16 protein-coding genes are annotated in these 20594 nt (G+C 62.2%); 5 read left to right on the forward strand and 11 right to left on the reverse strand.

Annotation, left to right across the window (positions count from 1 at the left end):
- Position 1: 1 nt before the first annotated feature.
- The 5 genes from iolD to iolC form a co-directional block, all read right to left on the reverse strand.
- The gene (gene iolD, locus HX790_RS19005) at positions 2-1933 is read right to left on the reverse strand and encodes a 3D-(3,5/4)-trihydroxycyclohexane-1,2-dione acylhydrolase (decyclizing) (RefSeq protein ID WP_176991922.1); all 1932 of its coding nucleotides are present in this window, start codon (positions 1931-1933) and stop codon (positions 2-4) included.
- Between the two features lie 164 nt (positions 1934-2097).
- Positions 2098-2919: a TIM barrel protein gene (locus HX790_RS19010; RefSeq protein WP_138450970.1), complete on the reverse strand. Its 822-nt coding sequence runs from the start codon at positions 2917-2919 to the stop codon at positions 2098-2100.
- A gap of 26 nt (positions 2920-2945) precedes the next feature.
- On the reverse strand, positions 2946-3734 hold the full coding sequence (gene iolB, locus HX790_RS19015; protein ID WP_099550127.1) for a 5-deoxy-glucuronate isomerase: 789 nt from the start codon (positions 3732-3734) through the stop codon (positions 2946-2948).
- The gene (gene iolE / locus HX790_RS19020) at positions 3734-4624 is read right to left on the reverse strand and encodes a myo-inosose-2 dehydratase (protein WP_176991923.1); all 891 of its coding nucleotides are present in this window, start codon (positions 4622-4624) and stop codon (positions 3734-3736) included. The genes iolB and iolE overlap by 1 nt, the downstream gene beginning before the upstream one ends.
- Positions 4625-4800: 176 nt before the next feature.
- Positions 4801-6738, reverse strand: a complete 1938-nt coding sequence (gene iolC, locus HX790_RS19025; RefSeq protein ID WP_176991924.1) for a 5-dehydro-2-deoxygluconokinase — start codon at positions 6736-6738, stop codon at positions 4801-4803.
- Here iolC and HX790_RS19030 point away from each other — a divergent pair.
- Positions 6737-6940 (forward strand): hypothetical protein, encoded by a 204-nt coding sequence (locus HX790_RS19030; protein ID WP_138450968.1) that lies wholly within the window; start codon positions 6737-6739, stop codon positions 6938-6940. The genes iolC and HX790_RS19030 overlap by 2 nt on opposite strands.
- An 82-nt stretch (positions 6941-7022) precedes the next feature.
- On the forward strand, positions 7023-7931 hold the full coding sequence (locus tag HX790_RS19035; protein ID WP_017136418.1) for a MurR/RpiR family transcriptional regulator: 909 nt from the start codon (positions 7023-7025) through the stop codon (positions 7929-7931).
- A gap of 194 nt (positions 7932-8125) precedes the next feature.
- Here HX790_RS19035 and HX790_RS19040 read toward each other — a convergent pair whose 3' ends face one another.
- The 5 genes from HX790_RS19040 to HX790_RS19060 all read right to left on the reverse strand — a co-directional run bounded on the left by HX790_RS19040 (position 8126) and on the right by HX790_RS19060 (position 15576).
- On the reverse strand, positions 8126-11236 hold the full coding sequence (locus HX790_RS19040; protein WP_017136417.1) for an efflux RND transporter permease subunit: 3111 nt from the start codon (positions 11234-11236) through the stop codon (positions 8126-8128).
- Positions 11233-12462 carry an efflux RND transporter periplasmic adaptor subunit gene (locus HX790_RS19045; protein WP_176991925.1) on the reverse strand — a complete coding sequence of 410 codons (1230 nt, stop codon included), beginning with the start codon at positions 12460-12462 and terminating at the stop codon, positions 11233-11235. Before HX790_RS19045 ends, HX790_RS19040 begins: the two co-directional genes overlap by 4 nt.
- A complete protein-coding gene (locus HX790_RS19050) occupies positions 12455-13693 on the reverse strand; it encodes a TolC family protein (protein WP_176991926.1) in 1239 nt (412 codons plus the stop codon). Before HX790_RS19050 ends, HX790_RS19045 begins: the two co-directional genes overlap by 8 nt.
- Positions 13694-13789: 96 nt before the next feature.
- Complete coding sequence (locus HX790_RS19055) at positions 13790-14128, reverse strand: hypothetical protein (protein WP_138454360.1); 339 nt, start codon at positions 14126-14128, stop codon at positions 13790-13792.
- Between the two features lie 26 nt (positions 14129-14154).
- Positions 14155-15576 carry a PLP-dependent aminotransferase family protein gene (locus tag HX790_RS19060; RefSeq protein ID WP_176991927.1) on the reverse strand — a complete coding sequence of 474 codons (1422 nt, stop codon included), beginning with the start codon at positions 15574-15576 and terminating at the stop codon, positions 14155-14157.
- A 94-nt stretch (positions 15577-15670) separates the two neighbouring features.
- Between HX790_RS19060 and HX790_RS19065 the strand changes: the two genes are divergently transcribed.
- The gene (locus HX790_RS19065) at positions 15671-16912 is read left to right on the forward strand and encodes a multidrug effflux MFS transporter (RefSeq protein ID WP_176991928.1); all 1242 of its coding nucleotides are present in this window, start codon (positions 15671-15673) and stop codon (positions 16910-16912) included.
- Between the two features lie 161 nt (positions 16913-17073).
- Here HX790_RS19065 and HX790_RS19070 read toward each other — a convergent pair whose 3' ends face one another.
- Complete coding sequence (locus HX790_RS19070; protein ID WP_017136412.1) at positions 17074-17979, reverse strand: hypothetical protein; 906 nt, start codon at positions 17977-17979, stop codon at positions 17074-17076.
- Between the two features lie 411 nt (positions 17980-18390).
- Here HX790_RS19070 and HX790_RS19075 point away from each other — a divergent pair, with 411 nt between their 5' ends.
- A complete protein-coding gene (locus tag HX790_RS19075; RefSeq protein ID WP_003219726.1) occupies positions 18391-19074 on the forward strand; it encodes a response regulator transcription factor in 684 nt (227 codons plus the stop codon).
- Positions 19052-20446 (forward strand): HAMP domain-containing sensor histidine kinase, encoded by a 1395-nt coding sequence (locus tag HX790_RS19080; protein ID WP_099550136.1) that lies wholly within the window; start codon positions 19052-19054, stop codon positions 20444-20446. The genes HX790_RS19075 and HX790_RS19080 overlap by 23 nt, the downstream gene beginning before the upstream one ends.
- The last annotated feature ends 148 nt before the right edge of the window (positions 20447-20594 follow it).

Here is a 20594-nt window from a genome sequence, read left to right on the forward strand (position 1 = left end):
ATTAGTACTGCCGGGCCTTGGCCAGCTGTTCGTTGAGTTTTTTCGCGGCGGCATTCGTGCGTTCACTGGTGGACACTTGCGCCACGCCCACCCGCCACCACGACAGGTAGCCGTGGACCATGGTTTTGGGCAGTACCTTGATATCAATCAGCGTGGACACCGTTTGCGTGCGCGCATCGGCCAGCGCCGCCTGAAGCTGTTCCACGCTGCTGACCTTGTAGGTCTTGCAGCCATAGGCCGCCGCGCTCATGGCGAAATCCACCGGCACCAGGCCGCCGTCGAGCTTGCCGCTTTCGGGGTTACGAAAGCGGAACTCGGTGCCGAAGCTGTCCATGCCGTTGCCGATTTGCAGGTTGTTGATGCAGCCGAAGGCCATGTTGTCGAGCAACACCACGTTGATCTTGCGCCGCTCCTGGATCGAGGTGGCCAGCTCCGAGTGCAGCATCATGTAAGAGCCATCGCCGACCAGCGCATACACCTCCTTGCTCGGCTCGGCCAGCTTCACACCGAGGGCGGCGTTGATCTCGTAGCCCATGCATGAATAGCCGTATTCGACGTGGTAGGTGTTGACGCCCTTGCTGCGCCAGGCGCGTTGCAAGTCGCCGGGCAGGCTGCCGGCGGCGGCGACGATGATCGCATCGTCTGCCAGGGTGTCGTTCAACACGCCGAGTACACGGCCCTGGGTCAGGCACGACCCGGTCAGCTCGATAAATTCGCGCAATACGGCGCGGTCCAGGTGGTCATCCACCTCCGGCACAAAATCGTCGCCGTGGTATTGCACCTGGTGCACGCGTTCCACTTCCGCGTCCAACTGCGCCTTGGCATCGCGGACCTGCTCGCCCCAGCCGGCGCGGTAGTCGCCCAAGGCGTCAGCCAATGCCTCAAGGGCCACTTGCGCATCGGCCAGCACTTGCACGCCGTCAAGCTTCAACGCGTCGCACGGGCTGATATTGAGGTTAAGAAACTTCACCTCGGCATGCTTGAACAGCGACTTGGACGAGGTGGTGAAATCGGTATAACGCGTGCCGATGCCGATGATCAGGTCCGCCTCGGGCGCCAGCAGGTTCGCCGCCAGACAGCCGGTTTCACCGATGCCACCCAGGTTCAGCGGGTGGCTGGACACCACCGCACTCTTGCCCGCCTGGGTTTCGGCGAAGGGAATCTCAAAACGCTCGGCAAACGCTTGCAGGGCCGCATTCGCGCCGGAATACTTCACACCGCCGCCACAGATGATCAACGGCTTGCGCTTACCCCGGAAGGCTGCCAGCGCATCGCCGATCATTGCCGCAGTGGCCGGACGCCGCTCAATACGGTGCACGCGTTTTTGCAGGAAATAATCCGGGTAGTCCCAGGCTTCGGCCTGCACATCCTGCGGCAGCGCCAGGGTGACGGCGCCGGTTTCCGCAGGGTCTGTGAGCACGCGCATGGCATGGATCGCCGCCGTCATCAGTTGCTCAGGGCGGTTGATACGGTCCCAGTATTTGCTCACCGAGCGGAAGGCATCGTTGGTGCTGATGCTCAGGTCGTGGAATTGCTCGATCTGTTGCAACACCGGGTCCGGCTGGCGGCTGGCGTACACATCACCGGGCAACAGCAGCAGCGGGATCCGGTTGGCCGTGGCGGTCGCCGCCGCGGTGAGCATATTCGCCGCGCCGGGGCCTACCGAGGCGGTGCACGCATAGATCTTGCGGCGCAGGTGCTGCTTGGCGAAACCGATGGCGGCGTGGGCCATGCCTTGCTCGTTACGGCCCTGATGCACCACCAGGTCGCCGCTGTCCTGCTCCAGCGCCTGGCCCAGGCCCAGCACATTGCCGTGGCCGAAAATCGTGAACACACCGGCGACAAACTTGCTCTGCACGCCATCGACTTCGATGTATTGGTTATCCAGGAACTTCACCAGGGCCTGGGCCATGGTCAGTCTTGTTGTGGTCATCACTTGCACCTTGTGTGAATGCAATTGGGTTGATTAACACTGCTTCAATGTGGGAGCTGGCTTGCCTGCGATAGCAATGTGTCAGGCAATGTACCTTTCACTGATAGACCGCCATCGCAGCGGTGCGACGATTCGACAAGCCAGCTCCCACAGGTTAATCGGCGTCAGGTTCGGGGGTTTTGCAGGTGGGCGATGCTGGCCCCAATGGCCTGCTGGATATCCGCCAACCCATGCACGCTTTCGGCAAACGGCTCAAACGACAGGTAACCGCCGTACCCGCTGCTGAGCAAGGTGTCGATCTGCGCGGCGTTGCCGAGGATATCGCCCTCGCCCACCAGCACGCGGTGGCCGTCACGAATCGAATTGAGCGGCGCTTCGGCGTCTTCTACCCCGGAGATATGCACCAGGCCGGTCAGTTGCGGGAAGAACTCCTGCTCGCTCGCCAGGTGGTGGTGGAAGGTGTCATGCACCAGGCGGAACACATCCAGGCCGCCGATGGATTGGATTGCATCCACAGCAACGCGCTTGCGGCGCAGGGCACATTCTTCAAAGCCCAGCGGCTCGATAAACCCGAGGATGCCGTACTCGCGCAGGATCGGCGCCAGCTCGCTCAGCGCCGTGCGCAAACCGGCGGCACGCTGGGCCTCGTTGCGCGTATCGCCGCGCTCATTCAACGGGCACATCACCAAGCCCTGCGCGCCGCACTCACGGGCGTAGGTGGCGAGCTTGATGGCCTGGGTGCGACGCTCGTCATTCCACACATCAAAGGGGTACAGCGCATTGATCGACAGCACCGTGATGCCCTGCACTGCGCACAACTCTCGCACGCGGCTGGCCGGGGTGCCGTATTCGATTTCATGGCCTTTAAGGTCGTTGCGGATCTCGATGGCATCGCACTTGAGGGCCGCGGCCAGCTGGATAAAGTCCGGCAGGGACAGGTTGGGGGCGACCATGCGGTTAAGGGCAAAACGTAGCGGCGACTTCATTGTTGTTGTTCTCCGTCCAAAACCGTTTAAAGGTCCAGCAGCCAGCTGTGCTGCGGGTCGTTATGGAAATGCCAGGCGCGTTTTGGCCCGGCCATCACGTTGAGGTAATACGATTCGTAGCCATACGGCACGCTGACCGGGTGATACCCCTTGGGCACCACCACCAGGTCGCTGTTCTCCACGGCCATGGCCTGGTCGATGCTGCGATCGTCGGTGTACACGCGCTGGAACACAAAGCCTTGCGGCGGGTTGATCTGGTGGTAATAGGTTTCTTCCAGAAAGCTCTGGTGCGGCAGGTCGTCGGTGTCGTGCTTGTGCGGCGGGTAGCTCGACGAGTGCCCGGACGGCGTGCGTACTTCCACCACCAGCAGCGAATGGGCCGGCTCGCTGTCAGGCAGGATGTCGCACACGTAGCGGGTGTTGGCGCCTTTGCCGCGCACGCTGCGCTTGCACTGCTCGGGGCGAATCAGGCGCGGTTCAAAGCCAGGCGCGCCGGGCGCGGCACAGACGGCAATCTGCACGTCGCTCAAGGCGGTAATCTGCGCATCGGTGCCGGGCGGCAGGTACGCGGCGAAGGGGGATTTGTCTTCGAACACCGACTGGCGGTCGCCAAGGTTCTGCCAATTGAAGCCTTCGCCTTCTATATTGACGCGCCCGCTGAGCAGCACCAGGCACAGCTCTTTATCGCCGGCGCTGACCGGCAGGGTTTCGCCCAGGCTCAAGCGATACGCGGCAAAACCCACGTACTCCAGGCGCCCGTCTTCGAGGGCCACCATGGTTTGCCCGCGTTTGCTGCTTTTGACCAACAAGCTCATCACTTAGTCCTCTCGTTGAGCAGCGCACGCAAGGTGTCGTAGCCTTTTTTGGCATAGATATAGCTAGGCGCCACGGCCGGATCCTGCTCCGCTTCGACCACCAGCCAGCCCTTGTAGTGGGCAGCCAACAACACATCGAGCAACTCGGCAAAATCGATGTCGCCATCGCCGGGCACGGTGAACGTGCCGTTGACGATGCAGTCAGGGAAGCTCCACATCTGGTTGCGCGCCAGTTGCACCACCGGCTTGCGCACGTCCTTGAAATGCACGTGGCAGACGCGGTCGATGTGTTTGCGCAGGACCTCGAGTGGTTCGCCGCCACCCATGTAGCAATGGCCCGAATCGAACAGCAGGCCGACTTCCGGGCCTGTTCGTTTCATCAGCTGGTCAATGTCTTCAGGGGATTCGACGTAGGCGCCCATATGGTGGTGATACGCCAGGCGCACGCCTTGGGACAGGGTGAAACGCGCCAGCTCCGTGAGCTTGTCGGCGTATTCCTGCCATGCGTGCTCGCTGTGAAAACGCGGGCGTTCGATCAGGCGCACTTTCGAGCCCTGGATCGAGTCAGCGACTTCGCCGTATACCAGCACGTCAGCGCCATTGAGTTTAAGCAGCTCGACATGGCCGGCGATGGCTTGGATTTCTTCGGCCACCGAACGGCGCGCCAGGCGGCTGGAGTACCAGCCGGAGACCAGCGCCAGGTCATAGGGGCGCAGCACATCACCAACGCCTTTGGCGTCCTTGGGGAACTTGCCGTTGAGTTCGAAACCTTCGTAGCCGATCTCCTTGCCTTCGCTGAGCGCGGTGCTCAGCGGCGTTTCACCGCCGAGGGCCGGCAGGTCGTCGTTGCTCCAGGAGATCGGGTTGATGCCAATTCGGATTGCGGGCATGGCTGCACCTTTTATTTTTTTTCAGATAGCACTGAGATCTGCTTTATGTGGGAGCTGGCTTGTGTGGGAGCTGGCTTGCCTGCGATAGCATCACCTCGGTTTCATTGCTAGACCGAGGCGATACCATCGCGGGCAAGCCCGGCTCCCACACAAGCGGCTCCCACATTTGACCGTGTTTAATTTCTGGAACTGCGCCAGGCATTGATGAGCTGCTCGAACGTCTGCTGCACCTGCTCAATCAACCCTTCATCATCAATCTCCCCCGCCATCCACGCACGGCTTGGCTCCTGGAAGATCGTACGGCCCACCGCGAACCCACGGCAGGTGGTGCTTTGGCTGGCTTGCTGAAAGCCATCGGCCAGAAACTGCGCCGAAGCATTCAAGCCCAGCAGCACCACACCACGGCAGTACGGGTCACGCTCGTGGATCAGTTCGTCGAGCTTTTTCCAGTCTTCAGCCGACTGCGCCTCGATCTTCCACCACGCAGGATATATGCCCAGGTTGTACAGGCGCTTGAGGCTGCGATAGAGCACATCGGGATAGGTCGACGGGTGATCCTTGGGCGGCACGACTTCCAGCAGCAGTTCATGGCCGCTGACCAGGGACGCCTCGTACACCGCCTTGAGTTGCGCCTCCTGCTCCAGGCGCAGCATCGGCTCGTCGTCCGGGTGGAACTGCACCAGGCACTTGATGATTTGCTCCTGGGGCCAGGCAATCAGGTTGCTGCCCACCGAGCGGCCGTGTTCAAACGCCAGTGGCCGTGAGTTCTGCACCTCCACCGGGCGGGCGATCCACCAGCCACGGCCGCTGGCGGCATTCAATGCGTCCTGGCCGAAGCGCTGGTCGGCCAGCAGGCCCACATCGGCGTCGATGCCCTGCTGCGCCAGCTTGGTTTCCACACGTTCGATGGCCTGGATAAACAGCTGCTTGATATCACTGATACGGCTCAGGTCCTGACCACCTTTTTGCGCCAGGTCCACCAGTTGCCAGCGATGGTCGAAGGCAAACACAAACAGCTGCTTCCAGGTTTTGCGTGGCACCGTGACGCGGTGCAGGCGTTGCAGGGTTACGTCCTGGTCCGGCCGGGTGATGGGCACCGGGCTGTTGAACAGGTAATCCAGTTCGGCGGGCGTGGGCATGGCCGGCGCGCAAGCGTGGCGGGACACGACCAGGCCGCCGCAGGCGTTGGCCAACTGGCTGCAACGCTCATCGCTGGCGTCATTGAGCCAGCCGCTGAGGAAGCCGGACATGAAGGCGTCACCAGCACCCAGTACATTGAGCACTTCAACCCGCACGCCGGGGTAAATCGCGCCGTCTTCCAGGCGCGCCGGGACGGCGCCGTGAATCACCGTGCAACCTTGCGGGCCGAGCTTGACCACCAGGGTCGCCGGGGTTAGTTCACGCACGGTGCGCAGCGCGGTCAGCAGGTCTTCACTGCCACCGGCGATCAAGAACTCTTCTTCCGTGCCGACGATCAGGTCGAAACGCGGCAGGATGCTCTGCACATGCTGGCTGACGTTCTGATCGGCGACAAACCGCGTTTCGCCATCCGCCTTGCCCGCCAGGCCCCACAGCACCGGGCGATAGTCGATATCCAGCACACGCTTGACGTTGTGCTTGGCGGCGTAATCCAGCGCCTGGATGCTGGCCTTGTACACGCCATCGGTGGAGAAATGTGTGCCGGTGATCAGCAAGGCTTTGCTGGAGGCGATAAAGGCTTCGCTGATGTCTTCGGCGCGCAGTGCCATGTCGGCGCAGTTTTCGCGGTAGAACACCAGCGGGAAGGTTTCACGGTCTTTAAGCCCCAGCAATACCAGGGCGGTGAGGCGCTCCGGGTCGACCTTGATACCGCTCACATCACAGCCTTCACGGGCCAGGGATTCGAGCAGGAAACGGCCCATATGGTCATCGCCCACGCGGCTCAACATCGCCGACTTGAGGCCCAGCCGCGCCGTGCCGAAGGCGATGTTGGCGGAGGAACCGCCGAGGTACTTGGCAAAGCTGGACACGTCCTCAAGCCGCGCACCGACTTGCTGTGCATAGAGGTCGACGCCCAGGCGCCCGAGGCAAATCAGATCCAATTGACGCCCACTGGCAAAACGAGTCTGGCCCATGCTGGCTCCTGTTATTTTTATCAGCCTGCGTGGTGCCGCCGTGGTGACGGCACACGCTCTTGGTGCAAGCAGACTAGAACGTCCAGCGGCGGCAATCAATATTTATTCCATAATTATTTTTAGTGGAATATTTTTTCCAATAAGCCAGCATAATGGCATGCCAGCCGCCGTGCATCGTTTCAGCAGCCCACGGACGCCGTGATGCCGAGGTATTTTTTTGCGCCTACCCTGTAGACTTGCGTCACCCATCAGCGCATCAGACGAACACGCCAGAAGGATTGCCCATGTCCCGCACCGATCCCGAGACCACCCTGGAAGATACGATCGCCAGCCCTCCGATCAATGCCGAACGCCTGTTGCAGCTGATCACGGACGAATACGAAAGCCTGCCGCGCCAGCTCAAACGCATTGCCAGCTACATGAGCCAGCAGAGCGACCGCATCATGGTCGACCGCATCAGCGACATCGCCCGCGAATGCGAAGTGCACCCTTCGGCCATCGTGCGGTTTTCCCAGCGCTTCGGTTTCAGTGGGTTCAGCGAGATGCAGGCGCTGTTTCGCGAGGCCTACACCCACAAAACCACGCCGGTGCAGAACTACCAGCAGCGCATCCGCAGCATGATCGCCAACAAGTCGCAGAAGGCCAGCGGCGGCGACCTGGCGCGTGAGTGCGTGAATGCCACCCTCTCCGGCATCGAGCGCCTGGGGCTGGAACTGGATGATGTGGCGTTTGAGAAGGCGGTGGACCTGGTGGTCAACGCCGACAATATCTACGTGGTCGGCGTGCGCCGCTCGTTTGCCGTGGCCGATTACCTGGTCTACAACCTGCAGCACACCAACAAGCGCATCCACCTGATCTCGGGCCTGGGCGGCAGTTATCGCGAACAGATGCGCAGCGTGCGGGCCAACGACCTGGTGATTGCGATCAGCTTTACGCCCTACGGCAAAGAGACCCAGCATTGCCTGCGCATCGCCCAGCATCATCAGGCCAAGACCTTGATCATCACCGACAGCAACCTGTCGCCCCTGGCCAAGCGGGCGAACGCGGTGTTGTTGGTGAATGAGGGTTCTTCGTTCGCCTTCCGCTCCTTGAGCGCCACGTTGTGCCTGTGCCAGGCGTTGTTTATTGCCGTGGCGTATCGGTTGGAATTGAAGGTGGATGAGATTCATGAACAGGTCGGGTTTGACGACTGACGTGCCGATACTGAACGTTCGTTCCCACGCTCCGCGTGGAAATGCCTCCTGTGACGCTCCGCGTCACGACTCTTCAAAGCAGACGCGGAGCGTCCAGGGCTGCATTCCCACGCAGAGCGTGGGAACGATCACACTCGGTGTGTCTGATACATCGAGGTGATGCTATCGCAGGCAAGCCAGCTCCCACATTTTGTTCAGCGCTTGGCTTTTGGGCGGCGCATCAGTTGGTAGGCTGCCGGAATCACAAACAGCGACAGCAACGGCGCCGTCAACATCCCACCAATCATCGGCGCAGCAATGCGGCTCATGACTTCGCTGCCAGTCCCACCTCCAAGCAGAATCGGCAACAACCCGGCGATGATAACGGCCACGGTCATCGCCTTGGGCCTCACCCGCAACACCGCCCCCTCAGTAATGGCCGCCAGCAAATCACCATCCTTACGCTCAGCCCAGGCGTTTTTCAGATACAACAGCATGATCACCCCAAACTCAGCCGACACCCCCGCCAGCGCAATAAACCCCACGCCCGTGGCCACCGACAAATTGAAGCCCAGCCAGTAGAGCAACCACACACCGCCAGTCAGTGCGAACGGTAAGGTGCCCAAAATCAGCACCGCCTCATCCACGCGGCGAAAGGTCAGGTACAGCAGCACAAAGATGATCAGCAAGGTAGCCGGCACCACCAGCTTCAGGCGCTCATTGGCCCGCTCCAGAAACTCGAACTGCCCCGAATAACTGAGGCTCATGCCCGGCTGCAAGTGCACCTGCTGCTCAATCGCCGCACGCAAGTCCTTCACCACTGAAGCCAGGTCACGGTCACGCACGTCGATATACACCCAGCCGGAAGGCCGTGCGTTTTCGCTTTTGAGCATCGGCGGGCCGTCACTGATCTTGAGCCTGGCCACCGTGCCGAGGGTGATCTGGCTGCCCTGCGGCGTGTAGATCGGCAGGCTGCCCAGCGCCTGCAGCGAGTCGCGCCACGCCTTGGGGTAACGCAGGCTGATGGGAAAACGGGCCAGGCCTTCGACCGTTTCGCCAATGGTTTCACCGCCAATCGCGCCCGCCACAATCGACTGCACATCGGCGATATTCAGCCCATATTGCGCAGCGGCCGAACGGTCGATATCCACGTCGATATAGCGCCCGCCGGTCAACCGCTCAGCCAGTGCCGAACTCACACCGGGCACGGTCCTGGCAACCTTCTCCACAGCCTGGGTCACCGCGTCGATCTGCATCAGGCTGGCGCCCGCGACCTTCACGCCAATCGGGCTTTTGACGCCGGTGGCGAGCATGTCGATGCGGTTGCGGATCGGCGGGATCCAGATATTGGTCAGGCCCGGCACCTGCACCACACGGTCCAGCTCCTTCACCAGTTTTTCCGGGGTCATGCCGGGGCGCCATTGGTCCTTGGGCTTGAACTCAATCGTGGTTTCAAACATCTCCAGCGGTGCCGGGTCGGTGGCGGTTTCGGCGCGACCGGCCTTGCCGAACACGTGCGCCACTTCCGGTACGGTCTTGATCAGCCGGTCAGTACGTTGCAGCAACTCACCGGCGGTTTGCGTCGACAGCCCCGGCAGCGCCGACGGCATGTAGAGCAAGTCGCCCTCGTCCAGCGGCGGCAGGAACTCACCACCAAGTTTCGTCACCGGCCACAGCGCGCTCGCCACCATCAGCAGCGCCACCAGCAAGGTCAGGCGCGGCCAGCGCAGCACCGCATCGAGGGCCGGCTGGTAGAGTTTGATCAAGCCACGATTGAGCGGGTTGCGCTGCTCATCGGGAATGCGCCCGCGAATCCAGTAGCCCATCAACACCGGGACCAAGGTCACCGACAACCCGGCCGCTGCCGCCATGGCGTAGGTCTTGGTGTAAGCCAACGGGCCGAACAGCCGGCCTTCCTGGGCTTGCAACGTGAACACCGGAATAAACGACAACGTGATGATCAGCAGGCAGAAAAACAGCGCAGGCCCTACTTCCACCGCCGCGTCGGTCATGACCCTCCAGTGGTCCTCACCTTTCAGTTCCCGGCCAGGATTGGCGTGGTGCCAGGCCTCGATTTTCTTGTGGGCGTTTTCAATCATCACCACCGCCGCATCCACCATTGCGCCGATGGCAATCGCGATGCCGCCGAGCGACATGATGTTGGCGTTGATGCCCTGAAAGCGCATGACGATAAAGGCGATCAATACGCCCACCGGCAGCGAAATAATCGCCACCAGAGATGAACGCAGGTGCCAGAGAAAAATCCCGCACACCAGCGCCACCACCAAAAACTCCTCCAACAGCTTGTGGCTGAGGTTATCCACGGCGCGGTCGATCAACTTGCTGCGATCGTAGGTGGTGACAATATCCACGCCGGGCGGCAGGCTGCTTTTCAGTTGTTCCAGCTTGGTCTTGACCGCTGCAATGGCCTCACGCGCATTTTTGCCGCTGCGCAGGATCACCACGCCGCCGACGGCTTCGCCCTCGCCGTCCAGCTCACTGATGCCCCGACGCAGGTCCGGGCCAAGTTGAATGTTTGCCACGTCGCCAAGGCTCACCGGCACGTTGTTGGTGCCGAGCCGCAGGGGAATCGCGCGAAAATCCGCCAGGGTTTTCAGGTAGCCGGAGGCGCGCACCACGTATTCGGACTCGCCCATGTTCAGCACCGAGCCGCCGGTTTCCTGGTTGGCCTTGTCGATAGCCTCTTTGACCTGCGCCTGGGTAACGCCGCGACTCGCCATGGCCAGCGGGTCGAGCTGTACCTGGTACTGCTTGACCTGGCCGCCGATGGTCGCCACTTCGGCCACATTCGGCAGGGTCTTGAGTTCGAACTTGAGGAACCAGTCCTGCAGCGCACGCAGTTGCGCCAAGTCCTGCTGGCCGCTGCGGTCCACCAAGGCGTACTGGTAGATCCAGCCCACCCCGGTGGCGTCCGGCCCCAACGATGGCTTGGCCGATGCGGGCAGCCGCGCCTGCAATTGGCTGAGGTATTCCAGCACCCGCGAGCGCGCCCAATACAGGTCAGTGCCTTCGTCGAACAGCACGTACACATAGCTGTCGCCGAAGAACGAAAAACCGCGCACGGTCTTGGCGCCCGGTACCGACAGCATGGTGGTGGTCATCGGGTAAGTGACCTGGTTTTCGACAATTTGCGGCGCCTGGCCCGGGTACGGCGTGCGGATGATCACCTGCACATCCGAGAGGTCCGGCAAGGCATCCACCGGCGTATTTTGCACCGCCCACACGCCCCACGCGGTGATGAACAAGGTCGCGAGCAGCACCAGAAACCGGTTGGCCACCGACCAGCGAATCAGCAAGGCGATCATGGCTGGGCTCCTGGCTGCATGCTCATGCCCGACATGTCGGATGTTGGCGCGGTTATGCCGCTTAAACTGGCTTCGGAATCGAGCAGGAATTGGCCGGAGGCGACCACCTGCTGGCCTTCTTGCAAGCCGCCGAGGATCACGGTTTGGTCCTGATTTTCTACGCCCACTTCAACCTCTACCGGGCGATAGCGCCCGCCCTCCTCGGCCAGCATCACCAGCACGCGCTTGCCGGTGCGGATCAAGGCTTCGCTGGGCACTTGCAACACCGCTTGCCCGCTGGTTTGCGCCAGGCGCACCTGCGCGGTCATGCCGGGACGCAGGTTGCCGTCGGGGTTGGGCAACTCGACACGCACTTGCACAGTACGGCTGTCCATGGCGGTGGCCGGCAAAATCGCGCTGATGGTGCCGTCGACGGTTTTGCCCGGCAAACCGACAAAACGGCTCTGCACGGTTTGCCCCACGGCCAAGGTCGAGCCTTGGGCTTCGGGCACGGCAACCTGCAGCCACACCTGATCCAGGCCATTGATACGCGCCAGGGTCTGCCCTGCCGCCAGCGTCATGCCTTCGCGCACCTCCAAACTTTGCAGGGCGCCGCTCAACGGGCTGGTGACGGTCAACACCGACTGCACCCGGCCGCTGCGCTCCATCTGCTGGATCAACCCGGTCGGCATGCCGCTCAGACGCAACCGTTGCCGGGCTGCCGCGATCAACCCACTGTCGCCGCTGTGGCGCAGGCTCAGAAATTCTTCCTGGGCTGGCGCCCATTCGGGGATCAACAGGTCTGCCAACGGCGCGCCGGCCTTGAGCACATCACCCGGTGCCCGCGCATAGACGCGCTCGACGAACCCGGCAGCCCGCGCCTGTACCACCGCCACATCACGGTCGTTGAACGCGAGGATGCCCGACAGCTCCAGGGTCGACATCAGCACACCCCGGCTGACGCTCGCCAGGCGCACGCCGATGTTCTGGGTTTGCCGTGGGTCAATCTGCACTGCCGGCGTATCCGCAGCCGCCGTGCCTTCGGCATAACGCGGCACCAGTTGCATGTCCATAAACGGTGACTTGCCGGGTTTATCGAACTTCTGCTGCGGGTACATCGGGTCGTACCAGTACAGCGCCGGTTTGTCGTCCTTGGGTGCAACAGACGCCACCGAGTGAAATTGCGCCAGCCCATAGCCCGCGCCCAGCCCCAGCAGCACCAGTGCTGCGACAATTGGATTATTCATGGCTGGGTTCCCCGTAAGCGAAATACAGCTGGGCGCCGATCAGGGCGCGCTGTTCGATGGCATCAATTTGCTTGAAGCGGGCCTCGACCAGCTCACGGCGAGCGCCGACCACCGTGAGCAAATCGCCCTTGCCGGCGCGATAACCGGCCAGGCTGAGGGTGACTTTTTCTTCGGCCAGCGGCACCAGGCTGTCCTGGCTGCGCTGCACGGCGCGGTCCAGGCGCTGGTAAACCGCCAGGTCGTCGTCGAGCATCTGCGTGTGTTCGCGGGTGGCGGCTTCGCGTTCGGCGTCGAGTTGGTCCAACTCGGCCTGCTTGGCCGCGATGCCTGGGTTTTGTCGGCGACCGGGAAAGATCGGCAGGTCAAAACTCAATTGCAGCGTGACCATGTCGCCGTACTCACGGCTGCGGTGCCCGTAGTCGACTTCCCAGCTCCAGTCCGAGGTCTTTTGCGCCTTGGCCTCCTGCACGCGCGCCTGAGCCTCGCGGGTGCGCGGCACGAAGGCTTGCAGTTCGGGGTGTTGATGCAGGTTGTGGCTGTAGCCGTGGCTGTCGATGCTCCAATTGGGTAACTGGCCGCTGGGGGCTTGATTGGCGGCGGCGCCGATCCAGCGCTTGAGGGCGGCGCGGGCCTGGGCACGTTGCTGGGTCAGCTCGTCCTCACGGCCCGCCAATTCGGCGGCTTCCTGTTTGGGAATCACCGCATCGGACGCCTGGCCGCGCCCGCCGGCCAACTGCGCGCGCACGCTGTCTTGCAGCAGGCGGTTCTGCTGATAGAAGTCTTTGAACAAGGCCTCTTTGCGCTCCACCGCGTAAGCACGGATCCACGCCTGGGCGGTGGCCTGGCGCACGTTAAGGCGCTCGATGCGCCCTTCGGCGGCGGTGCGTTCTATGGTTGCATCAGCCAGCTCGACCCGGGCTTTGCGCTTGTCGCGGCTGGGCACCTGTTGCTGCAGGCCGATCATTTGTTGCGTCATGTCATCGCCATACAACGTGCCGCGATTCGGCCCGCCGATGGGAAAATTCTGCAGGCCCACCAGCAGTTTCGGGTCGGGCAATTCGCCGGCCGGAATCGCCGCGTGTGTCGTGGCTTGCAGCTTGGCGGATTCAGCCACCAGCGAAGGCGCGTTGTTCTGCGCCAGGCGCAGGGCCTCATCCAGGGTCAGCGCCGAGGCGAGCACCGGCCACACCAGCACGCCCACCACCAGGGCGCGCACATAGAGGGAATTCATCGTAAAGATTCCTGATCTGTTCCACTGCTCGCCGCGTTATGCGGCCCACAGCAAGGCCATCCCGCAGTGGGGATGGGTTTTCAGATGCAACAGGAATCAGCTACGCGGCGGGCGCCAGACGCCGGAGGGCGTGCGGTCGGGGATAAAATCAGATGTGTGGCCGATGGCCAAAGGATGAGCGCGTGCCAGCGGTGCCTTGAGCACCGCCAGGGACAATTGCAGCAGGCCGCCGGTCTTGCATTCCTGGCCCGGCTTGCAGACTTTGCCGTGATCAAAGCCGTCCTGGCAGCAGTCGGGGCTCATGTCGGTCATCACCTGCATGTCTGCCATCTTCATCGGGCACGGCTCGGTGCTCGACGGCACTCCCGCCATCCCGGTCAGGGGAAGCGTGAGGCTTAACAGCATGACCAGGATTAAACGCAGGAGGCGGCTCATGGGGCGCGAGTCTAGCCAAGGGGCGGTTAAGCCGCCATTAACAATTTCGTGAGAACTCGGCCGTGAAAGCGAATCTGCGCCAGGGTCAGCGCGGTGTAGCCGATGATCACCGCAGGCGGCAGGCTGGCCTCGTCACAGAACTTGCCCAACGGCTGAAAAGTCAGGCCGACGGCGGCAGCGCGGCTACAAAAATCCGCCTCGCAGACGCCTGCCGGCAACCACAGCACAAAATGCAACCCGGCCTGCTGGCCGCTGACCGTGCAGCCGTCCGGCAGGCAGGCGAGCAATGCATCGCGGCGCGCCTGATAAGCCTGACGTGAAGCGCGCAAATGACGCACAAACGCCCCACTGCCCAGGAATTCGACCAGGCCCAATTGATCCGTGGCGCCCACCGAATGCCCGGTCCATTGTGAAGTGTGCAATAACGCAGGCCGCAGCGCCCTGGGCACCACCATGAAACCCACACGCAAGCCGGGAAACAGGTTCTTGTTGAAGCTGCCGCAATAGATTACCCGGTCGCCGGAATCGAGGGATTTGAGCGCGGCCAGCGGCGCGCTGTTGTAGTTGTATTCGCTGTCGTAATCGTCTTCGACCACCCAGGCGTCAGCGCGTGCGGCCCAGTCCAGCAATGCCAGGCGGCGCGAGACCGACAAGGTCATGCCCAAGGGCGCCTGGTGGGCAGGCGACACGTAAGCCAACCGCGCCGTGGCTGGGAGTTGGTCGGTGTCGAGGCCTTCGGCCGTGACCGGGATCGATTGAACCTGCGCGCCAGCCAGGCTGAACAGGCGCCGCGCAGGCTTATAGCCTGGGTCTTCGACGCATGCCGTGTCGCCGGGTTTGAGCAGCGTGCGCGCGATCAGGTCGAGGGCGTGACGAATGCCCGTGGTGACAATCACCTCATCCGCCTCGCAGTGCATGCCGCGGTAACTGCGCAGGTAGTCGGCGATTTGCTCGCGCAATGCCGGTAACCCGGCCGGGTGCGCGGCCTCCAGCGCACCCGGCCCCGCCGACAGTAAGCCACGGGAAATACAGCGTGCCCAGGTTTTCAAGTCGAACAGACTGGCATCCGGGCGCCGGGCCACAAAAGGCACGTGGCTTTGCACGCCGGCGTCGGGCTGATCAGGCACGGCCAGGCGGCGCGGTTTGCTGCTCGGCGCCGGGGCCGCGATAAACTCCTCGGGGATCACTGCACTCACCCGCGTGCCGGAGCCCGCCACGCGCTCGACATACCCCTCGCTGTGCAAGCGCTCGAACGCCGCCTCCAGGGTGCCACGCGACACCAACCAACGCTCGGCCAGGCTGCGGGTCGAGGGCAAGCGGCTGCCCACCGGCAACTGGCGATTGAGGATGGCGGCGCGCAACGCGTCATAGGCACCCTGCTGCTTGCTGACGTCCAGCGTATCCGGGCGCGGCAAGTCCAAGATGGCGGCGGTTTTTCCTCGGCGCATAAGTGGTCCAGTGTTTTAAGCCATAAGCGGCTCAAAGAATTAAACCACAAAGTCGTTAGAGTTCAGGCTCTACTCGTTAGCAAAGAAGCTTCCCATGACTCAACGCGCCCTCTCCACCGGGTTCTGGCTGGTCCTGCTGACCGTGCTGATCGCCCTGCCCCGCCTCACCCTCGACCTGCACCTGCCAGCCTTGCCCGCCATGGCCGACTACTTCCACAGCAGCGACAGCCAACTGCAACTGACCCTCACGCTGTACACCCTGGGCTCGGCGATTTCCCTGCTGGTCAGCGGCCCGTTGACCGACCGCTTCGGCCGGCGCCCGGTCTTGCTGGCCGGGCTGCTGCTGTACGTGGTGGCGACGGTGACCTGCGCCCAGGCCAACAGCCTCGGCGTGCTGGTGATCGCCCGGCTGTTCCAGGCCCTAGGCGGTTGCTGTACCACGGTGATCGGTCGGGTGATCGTGCGCGATTACTTCGACCGCCACGAACAGGCGCGTCTGCTCGGCCTGATCTCCATGGCCATGGCGATCTCGCCGATGGCCGCGCCGGTACTTGGCAGCCTGATGCTGCCCTTGATCAACTGGCGTGGCTTGTTTGGGCTGCTGGCCGTGATCGGCGCCGTGCTGTGCCTGGTGGTTTACCGCCGCCTGCCGGAAACCCGCCCGACCGAAGTTGCCGCTGCGCCGCCGAGCAACCTGCTGCGCGTGTATGGCCAACTGCTGCGCGACCGCTATTTCCTGCGGTACGCCTTGGCCATCGGCTGTGTGTACAGCACGTATTTTCCGTTTATCAGCGAGTCGTCTTCGCTGTTGCAGCGCGGCTACCAACTGACGGCCACGGAATACGCGCTGGTATTCGCCGCGACGATCAGCGGCTACATGCTCGGGGCGAACCTGTTTCGCCGTTTGGTATTGCGCTTCGAGCCCGACCACTTGATCAACGCTGGGATCGGCCTGAATGTGCTGGGCAGCGTTTTGCTGGCGATGGCGACCCTCGCGCTGCCGGGAGAATGGCTGGCGATTGTGCTGCCGATGGTGGTGATCATGGTGTCGGTGGGGATGGTGATTCCGGCCTGCCAGCTGTCGGTGCTGCAGCCCTATGGCGCGATTGCGGGGACGGCGTCGGGGTTGTTCTTTTTTATCCAGATGATTCTGACGGCGGTGAGCAGCTGGGTGACGGGGTTGTTGTCGGATGGCACTTCACTGCCCTTGGTGATCATGACCGCAGCGGCCAGCGCCTTGCTGATCACAACTTGGCTGACATTACACAAAACCAAATGTGGGAGCGGCGGTGCGACGACTCGACTTGCCCGCGATAGCGGTGTGTCAGTTAGATAAACCATCAACTTACACTCCGTCATCGCGGGCAAGTCGAGTCGTCGCACCGCCGCTCCCACAGTTAACCTGAATCAGTGCATGAAAATCGCGATCAGGATGATCACCGGAATCGGCACGCCGAGGAACCACAGTAGTAATGAGCGCATGATGTTCTCCTTGAATTAACGAACGTAGTTTTCGGTTTCGACGTACACCACAGCATCCCGACGACGACCGCCGAAGGTTGCTGCGAAGCTGGCAAAGAACGCGCCGATCAACAGGGCCACAAAGGTCCACAGCGAGGTGTAGGCAGCGACTTTGGCGGCAGTATCGGCCGCTTGCTTGGCTTTGAGCTTGGCATCGTCAATGGCTTTACGGGCTTCGCCGTAGACCTTGTCGATACGCGCTTCGGCGTCGGCCTGGCTGAGGTTGGTGCGCTGGCTGATCAACTGGGCCAGGTAGGTACGGTCCTCCGGTGCCAATTGGCCGTCGTTGCTCAGGGTGCGGGTGAGGATGCGTGCGACCACGCCGTGTACCGCGTCATCGCTGACGGCAGCTGGGCGGTCATCGCGGAACAGGCTGTCGACGTAGTAGTCGAAGTCGCCGCTGTTGGCGCCCTTGGCTGCGCTACCGGCGGCCTGGCTGATGCCGCTGGCGGCACCTGCCGCCACACTGGCACCGGCTTTCACGCCGCCACTGACCACGCTGCTGACCGAACCGACCACCAGTACCGCGGTGACCAAAGTGGCGACGGCCCAGGCGAGGAAACCATGGGCAGTATCGCGAAAGTACACTTCATCGCCATGCATATTCGCCCACTTCACACGCAACCGGCCGGCAATGTAACCGCCCAGGCCCGAAGCGACGATTTGGGTGAATGCCAGCCAGATAATCGTGGAAATACCCAGCCCCTTGGCGCTCATGCCGCTGTCGGCCCACGGCGACACCGCCGAAAAGCCCAGGCCGAAGCCCAACAGCACCAGGATAAGCGACAGTGCAGCCGCCGCAGCGGCCCCGGCAAAGATTGCGCCCCAGGAAACCCCAGAGCGCGCGCTTGACTCTTGCAGCGTGGATGACGATGTGATCATTGTTGTTTTGCTCCCGGCAGGAAAAATAGTGTTACAAGTCTCAAAAGGGACAGTGCAGGCAGCGTGCCAGCCGGGCAAAAAATTAAAATCATGTTATTTCAACGAGTTAAGTAATTTGAACTTCGCAGGACCGTGCAACTTGCAAGAAACAGCAGTGGCGGGCGTGCTTTATGCAATATCCCTGCAAACCCGCTCACTGTGGGAGCTGGCTTGCCTGCGATAGCGGTCTTCCAGGTTGATATTTTGTCTCTGACACACCGCTATCGCAGGCAAGCCAGCTCCCACAATGATTGTGTGCAACCCGGAAATTTGTGGTGGTTTTGCCAAGATGAAGTTTAATTTAGGAAACATTCAGCTACTTCTTGGCAAAATGACCCCACTTCTAGTGTGAATCGCTCACCAGGTAATCCTATGACCCGTATTTTGACCATCGAGGATGACGCCGTAACGGCCCGCGAGATCGTCGCCGAGCTGAGTAGCCATGGACTGGACGTGGATTGGGTGGACAACGGCCGCGAAGGCCTGGTCCGCGCCGTGAGTGGTGATTACGATCTGATCACCCTCGACCGGATGCTGCCGGAGCTGGATGGCTTGGCCATCGTCACGACCCTGCGCACCATCGGGGTGTCGACGCCGATCTTGATGATCAGCGCCCTCTCCGATGTCGACGAACGCGTGCGCGGCCTGCGGGCCGGTGGTGATGACTACTTGACCAAGCCGTTCGCCTCCGACGAAATGGCTGCCCGTGTCGAAGTGCTGCTGCGGCGCAAAAGCACGGTCAAGGAGTTCGAAACCGCCCTGCGCGTGGCCGACCTGGAACTGAACCTGATCAGCCGCGAAGCCAGCCGTGCCGAGCAGCCGCTGAGCCTGCTGCCCACCGAATACAAACTGCTTGAGTTTCTGATGCGCAACACCGGGCAGATCCTGTCGCGGATGATGATCTTCGAGGAAGTCTGGGGTTATCACTTCGACCCGGGCACCAACCTGATCGATGTGCATATCGGTCGCCTGCGCAAGAAAATCGATCCACCGGGCCTCACACCGCTGATCCGCACGGTACGAGGTTCCGGTTATGTCATTGCTGAACCCCTCTAAGGGCTGGCGCTCCTCCAGCAGCCGCTTGCTGGCGCTCTACAGTTCGCTGTTCGTGGCCTGGAGTTGCATCCTCATGGGGGTGCTGTATTTCGAAGTCTCGGGTTACCTGGGCGACCTGTCCCGCCACTCGCTGATGCAGCGCCAGCACTTGTTTCAGCGTTTCGACGGCGAAGAACTGGTGGAAGCCCTGACCACCAGCATGACCTTCGACATGAAGGGCGTGGACGCCTATGGCCTGTTCGATGAGCAATTTCGCCCCCTGAGCGGGCCAATTCGCGCCGTGCCACCGGACTTGCCGCTGGACGGCAAGATCCACGCGCTGGCCAATTGCGTCGAGTCCGACGACCCCAAACTGCCCAAAGACAGCTGCGACGCCGTCGCCACCCACACCGAAGACGGCCGCTGGCTGGTGCTGGTGCGGGCCAACGGTTCGCTGTTCGGCGTCACCCGGATCATCTGGCATGCACTGCTGTGGGCGCTGTCGTTGACGATTATTCCCGGCGCGGCCGGCTGGCATTTGTTGCGCCGCCGCCCGCTGCGGCGTATTCGCGGGATCCAGGCCAGCGCCGAGGCTATCGTCGCCGGCGACCTGACCCACCGTTTGCCGCTGTCGAATCGCCGTGATGAGCTGGACATGCTCGCGGCCATCGTCAACGCCATGCTCGACCGCATCGAGAAGCTGATGAACGAGGTCAAGGGCGTGTGCGACAACATTGCCCACGACCTGCGCACCCCGCTGACACGCTTGCGCGCGCAGCTTTACCGCATCAAGCAGGAAGCCGAGGAAAACTCGGTGTACGCGGTGAAGCTCGACGACGCCATCGCCGAGACCGACACGCTGATGGCGCGCTTTCGCGGGCTATTGCGCATCTCGGAGCTGGAAGACCACCAGCGCCGCTCGGGTTTCCTGGTAATGGACCCGTTGCCACTGCTGCGCGAGCTGCATGACTTTTATCTGCCGTTGGCCGAGGAAGGCGAATTGCAGTTGCGCCTCGAAGTGCCCGAAGCGCTGCCGTGGATCACCGGCGACCGTGCGCTGTTATTCGAAGCGTTGGCCAACCTGCTGAGCAACTCGATAAAATTCTCGCCCGCCGGTGGCGAGGTGATCTTGCGTGGTGTGAATGATGGCGGCAGCACGCGTATCGAAGTGCACGACTCCGGGCCGGGTATTCCGGCGGCGGAACGTGATGCGGTGTTCCAGCGTTTTTATCGCGTGGATGAAAGCGACCAGCAAGGCGGCTTCGGTTTGGGCCTGTCGATTGTGGCGGCGATCATCAACTTGCACGGGTTCAAGCTGGAGGTTGGCAGCAGCCAGCGTGGCGGTGCGCGGTTGGTGCTGGAGTGTCGGCAGCAGTTGATGCCCGAAGCCTGATCGTTCCCACGCTCCGCGTGGGAATGCAGCCCAGGACGCTCCGCGTCCCACAGCGTGACGCGGAGCGTCACAAGAGGCATTCCCACGCAGAGCGTGGGAACGATCATCTCCAGGCGCTACAAAACCGTGTGGGAGCTGGCTTGCCTGC

Origin of the sequence: Pseudomonas sp. IPO3747 (assembly GCF_013385245.1) — a bacterium.
GTDB classification, from domain to species: Bacteria; Pseudomonadota; Gammaproteobacteria; order Pseudomonadales; family Pseudomonadaceae; genus Aquipseudomonas; species Aquipseudomonas edaphica.

Coding starts and splice junctions, on each gene's coding strand:
- HX790_RS19055 (WP_138454360.1), bottom strand. CDS start 14,128: ATGAGCCGCCTCCTGCGTTTAATCCTGGTCATGCTGTTAAGCCTCACG.
- HX790_RS19030 (WP_138450968.1), top strand. CDS start 6,737: ATGCTGGCTCCTGTTATTTTTATCAGCCTGCGTGGTGCCGCCGTGGTG.
- HX790_RS19075 (WP_003219726.1), top strand. CDS start 18,391: ATGACCCGTATTTTGACCATCGAGGATGACGCCGTAACGGCCCGCGAG.
- HX790_RS19060 (WP_176991927.1), bottom strand. CDS start 15,576: ATGCGCCGAGGAAAAACCGCCGCCATCTTGGACTTGCCGCGCCCGGAT.
- HX790_RS19045 (WP_176991925.1), bottom strand. CDS start 12,462: ATGAATAATCCAATTGTCGCAGCACTGGTGCTGCTGGGGCTGGGCGCG.
- iolB (WP_099550127.1), bottom strand. CDS start 3,734: ATGAGCTTGTTGGTCAAAAGCAGCAAACGCGGGCAAACCATGGTGGCC.
- HX790_RS19035 (WP_017136418.1), top strand. CDS start 7,023: ATGTCCCGCACCGATCCCGAGACCACCCTGGAAGATACGATCGCCAGC.
- HX790_RS19070 (WP_017136412.1), bottom strand. CDS start 17,979: ATGATCACATCGTCATCCACGCTGCAAGAGTCAAGCGCGCGCTCTGGG.
- HX790_RS19065 (WP_176991928.1), top strand. CDS start 15,671: ATGACTCAACGCGCCCTCTCCACCGGGTTCTGGCTGGTCCTGCTGACC.
- HX790_RS19050 (WP_176991926.1), bottom strand. CDS start 13,693: ATGAATTCCCTCTATGTGCGCGCCCTGGTGGTGGGCGTGCTGGTGTGG.
- HX790_RS19010 (WP_138450970.1), bottom strand. CDS start 2,919: ATGAAGTCGCCGCTACGTTTTGCCCTTAACCGCATGGTCGCCCCCAAC.
- iolD (WP_176991922.1), bottom strand. CDS start 1,933: ATGACCACAACAAGACTGACCATGGCCCAGGCCCTGGTGAAGTTCCTG.
- HX790_RS19080 (WP_099550136.1), top strand. CDS start 19,052: ATGTCATTGCTGAACCCCTCTAAGGGCTGGCGCTCCTCCAGCAGCCGC.
- iolC (WP_176991924.1), bottom strand. CDS start 6,738: ATGGGCCAGACTCGTTTTGCCAGTGGGCGTCAATTGGATCTGATTTGC.
- HX790_RS19040 (WP_017136417.1), bottom strand. CDS start 11,236: ATGATCGCCTTGCTGATTCGCTGGTCGGTGGCCAACCGGTTTCTGGTG.
- iolE (WP_176991923.1), bottom strand. CDS start 4,624: ATGCCCGCAATCCGAATTGGCATCAACCCGATCTCCTGGAGCAACGAC.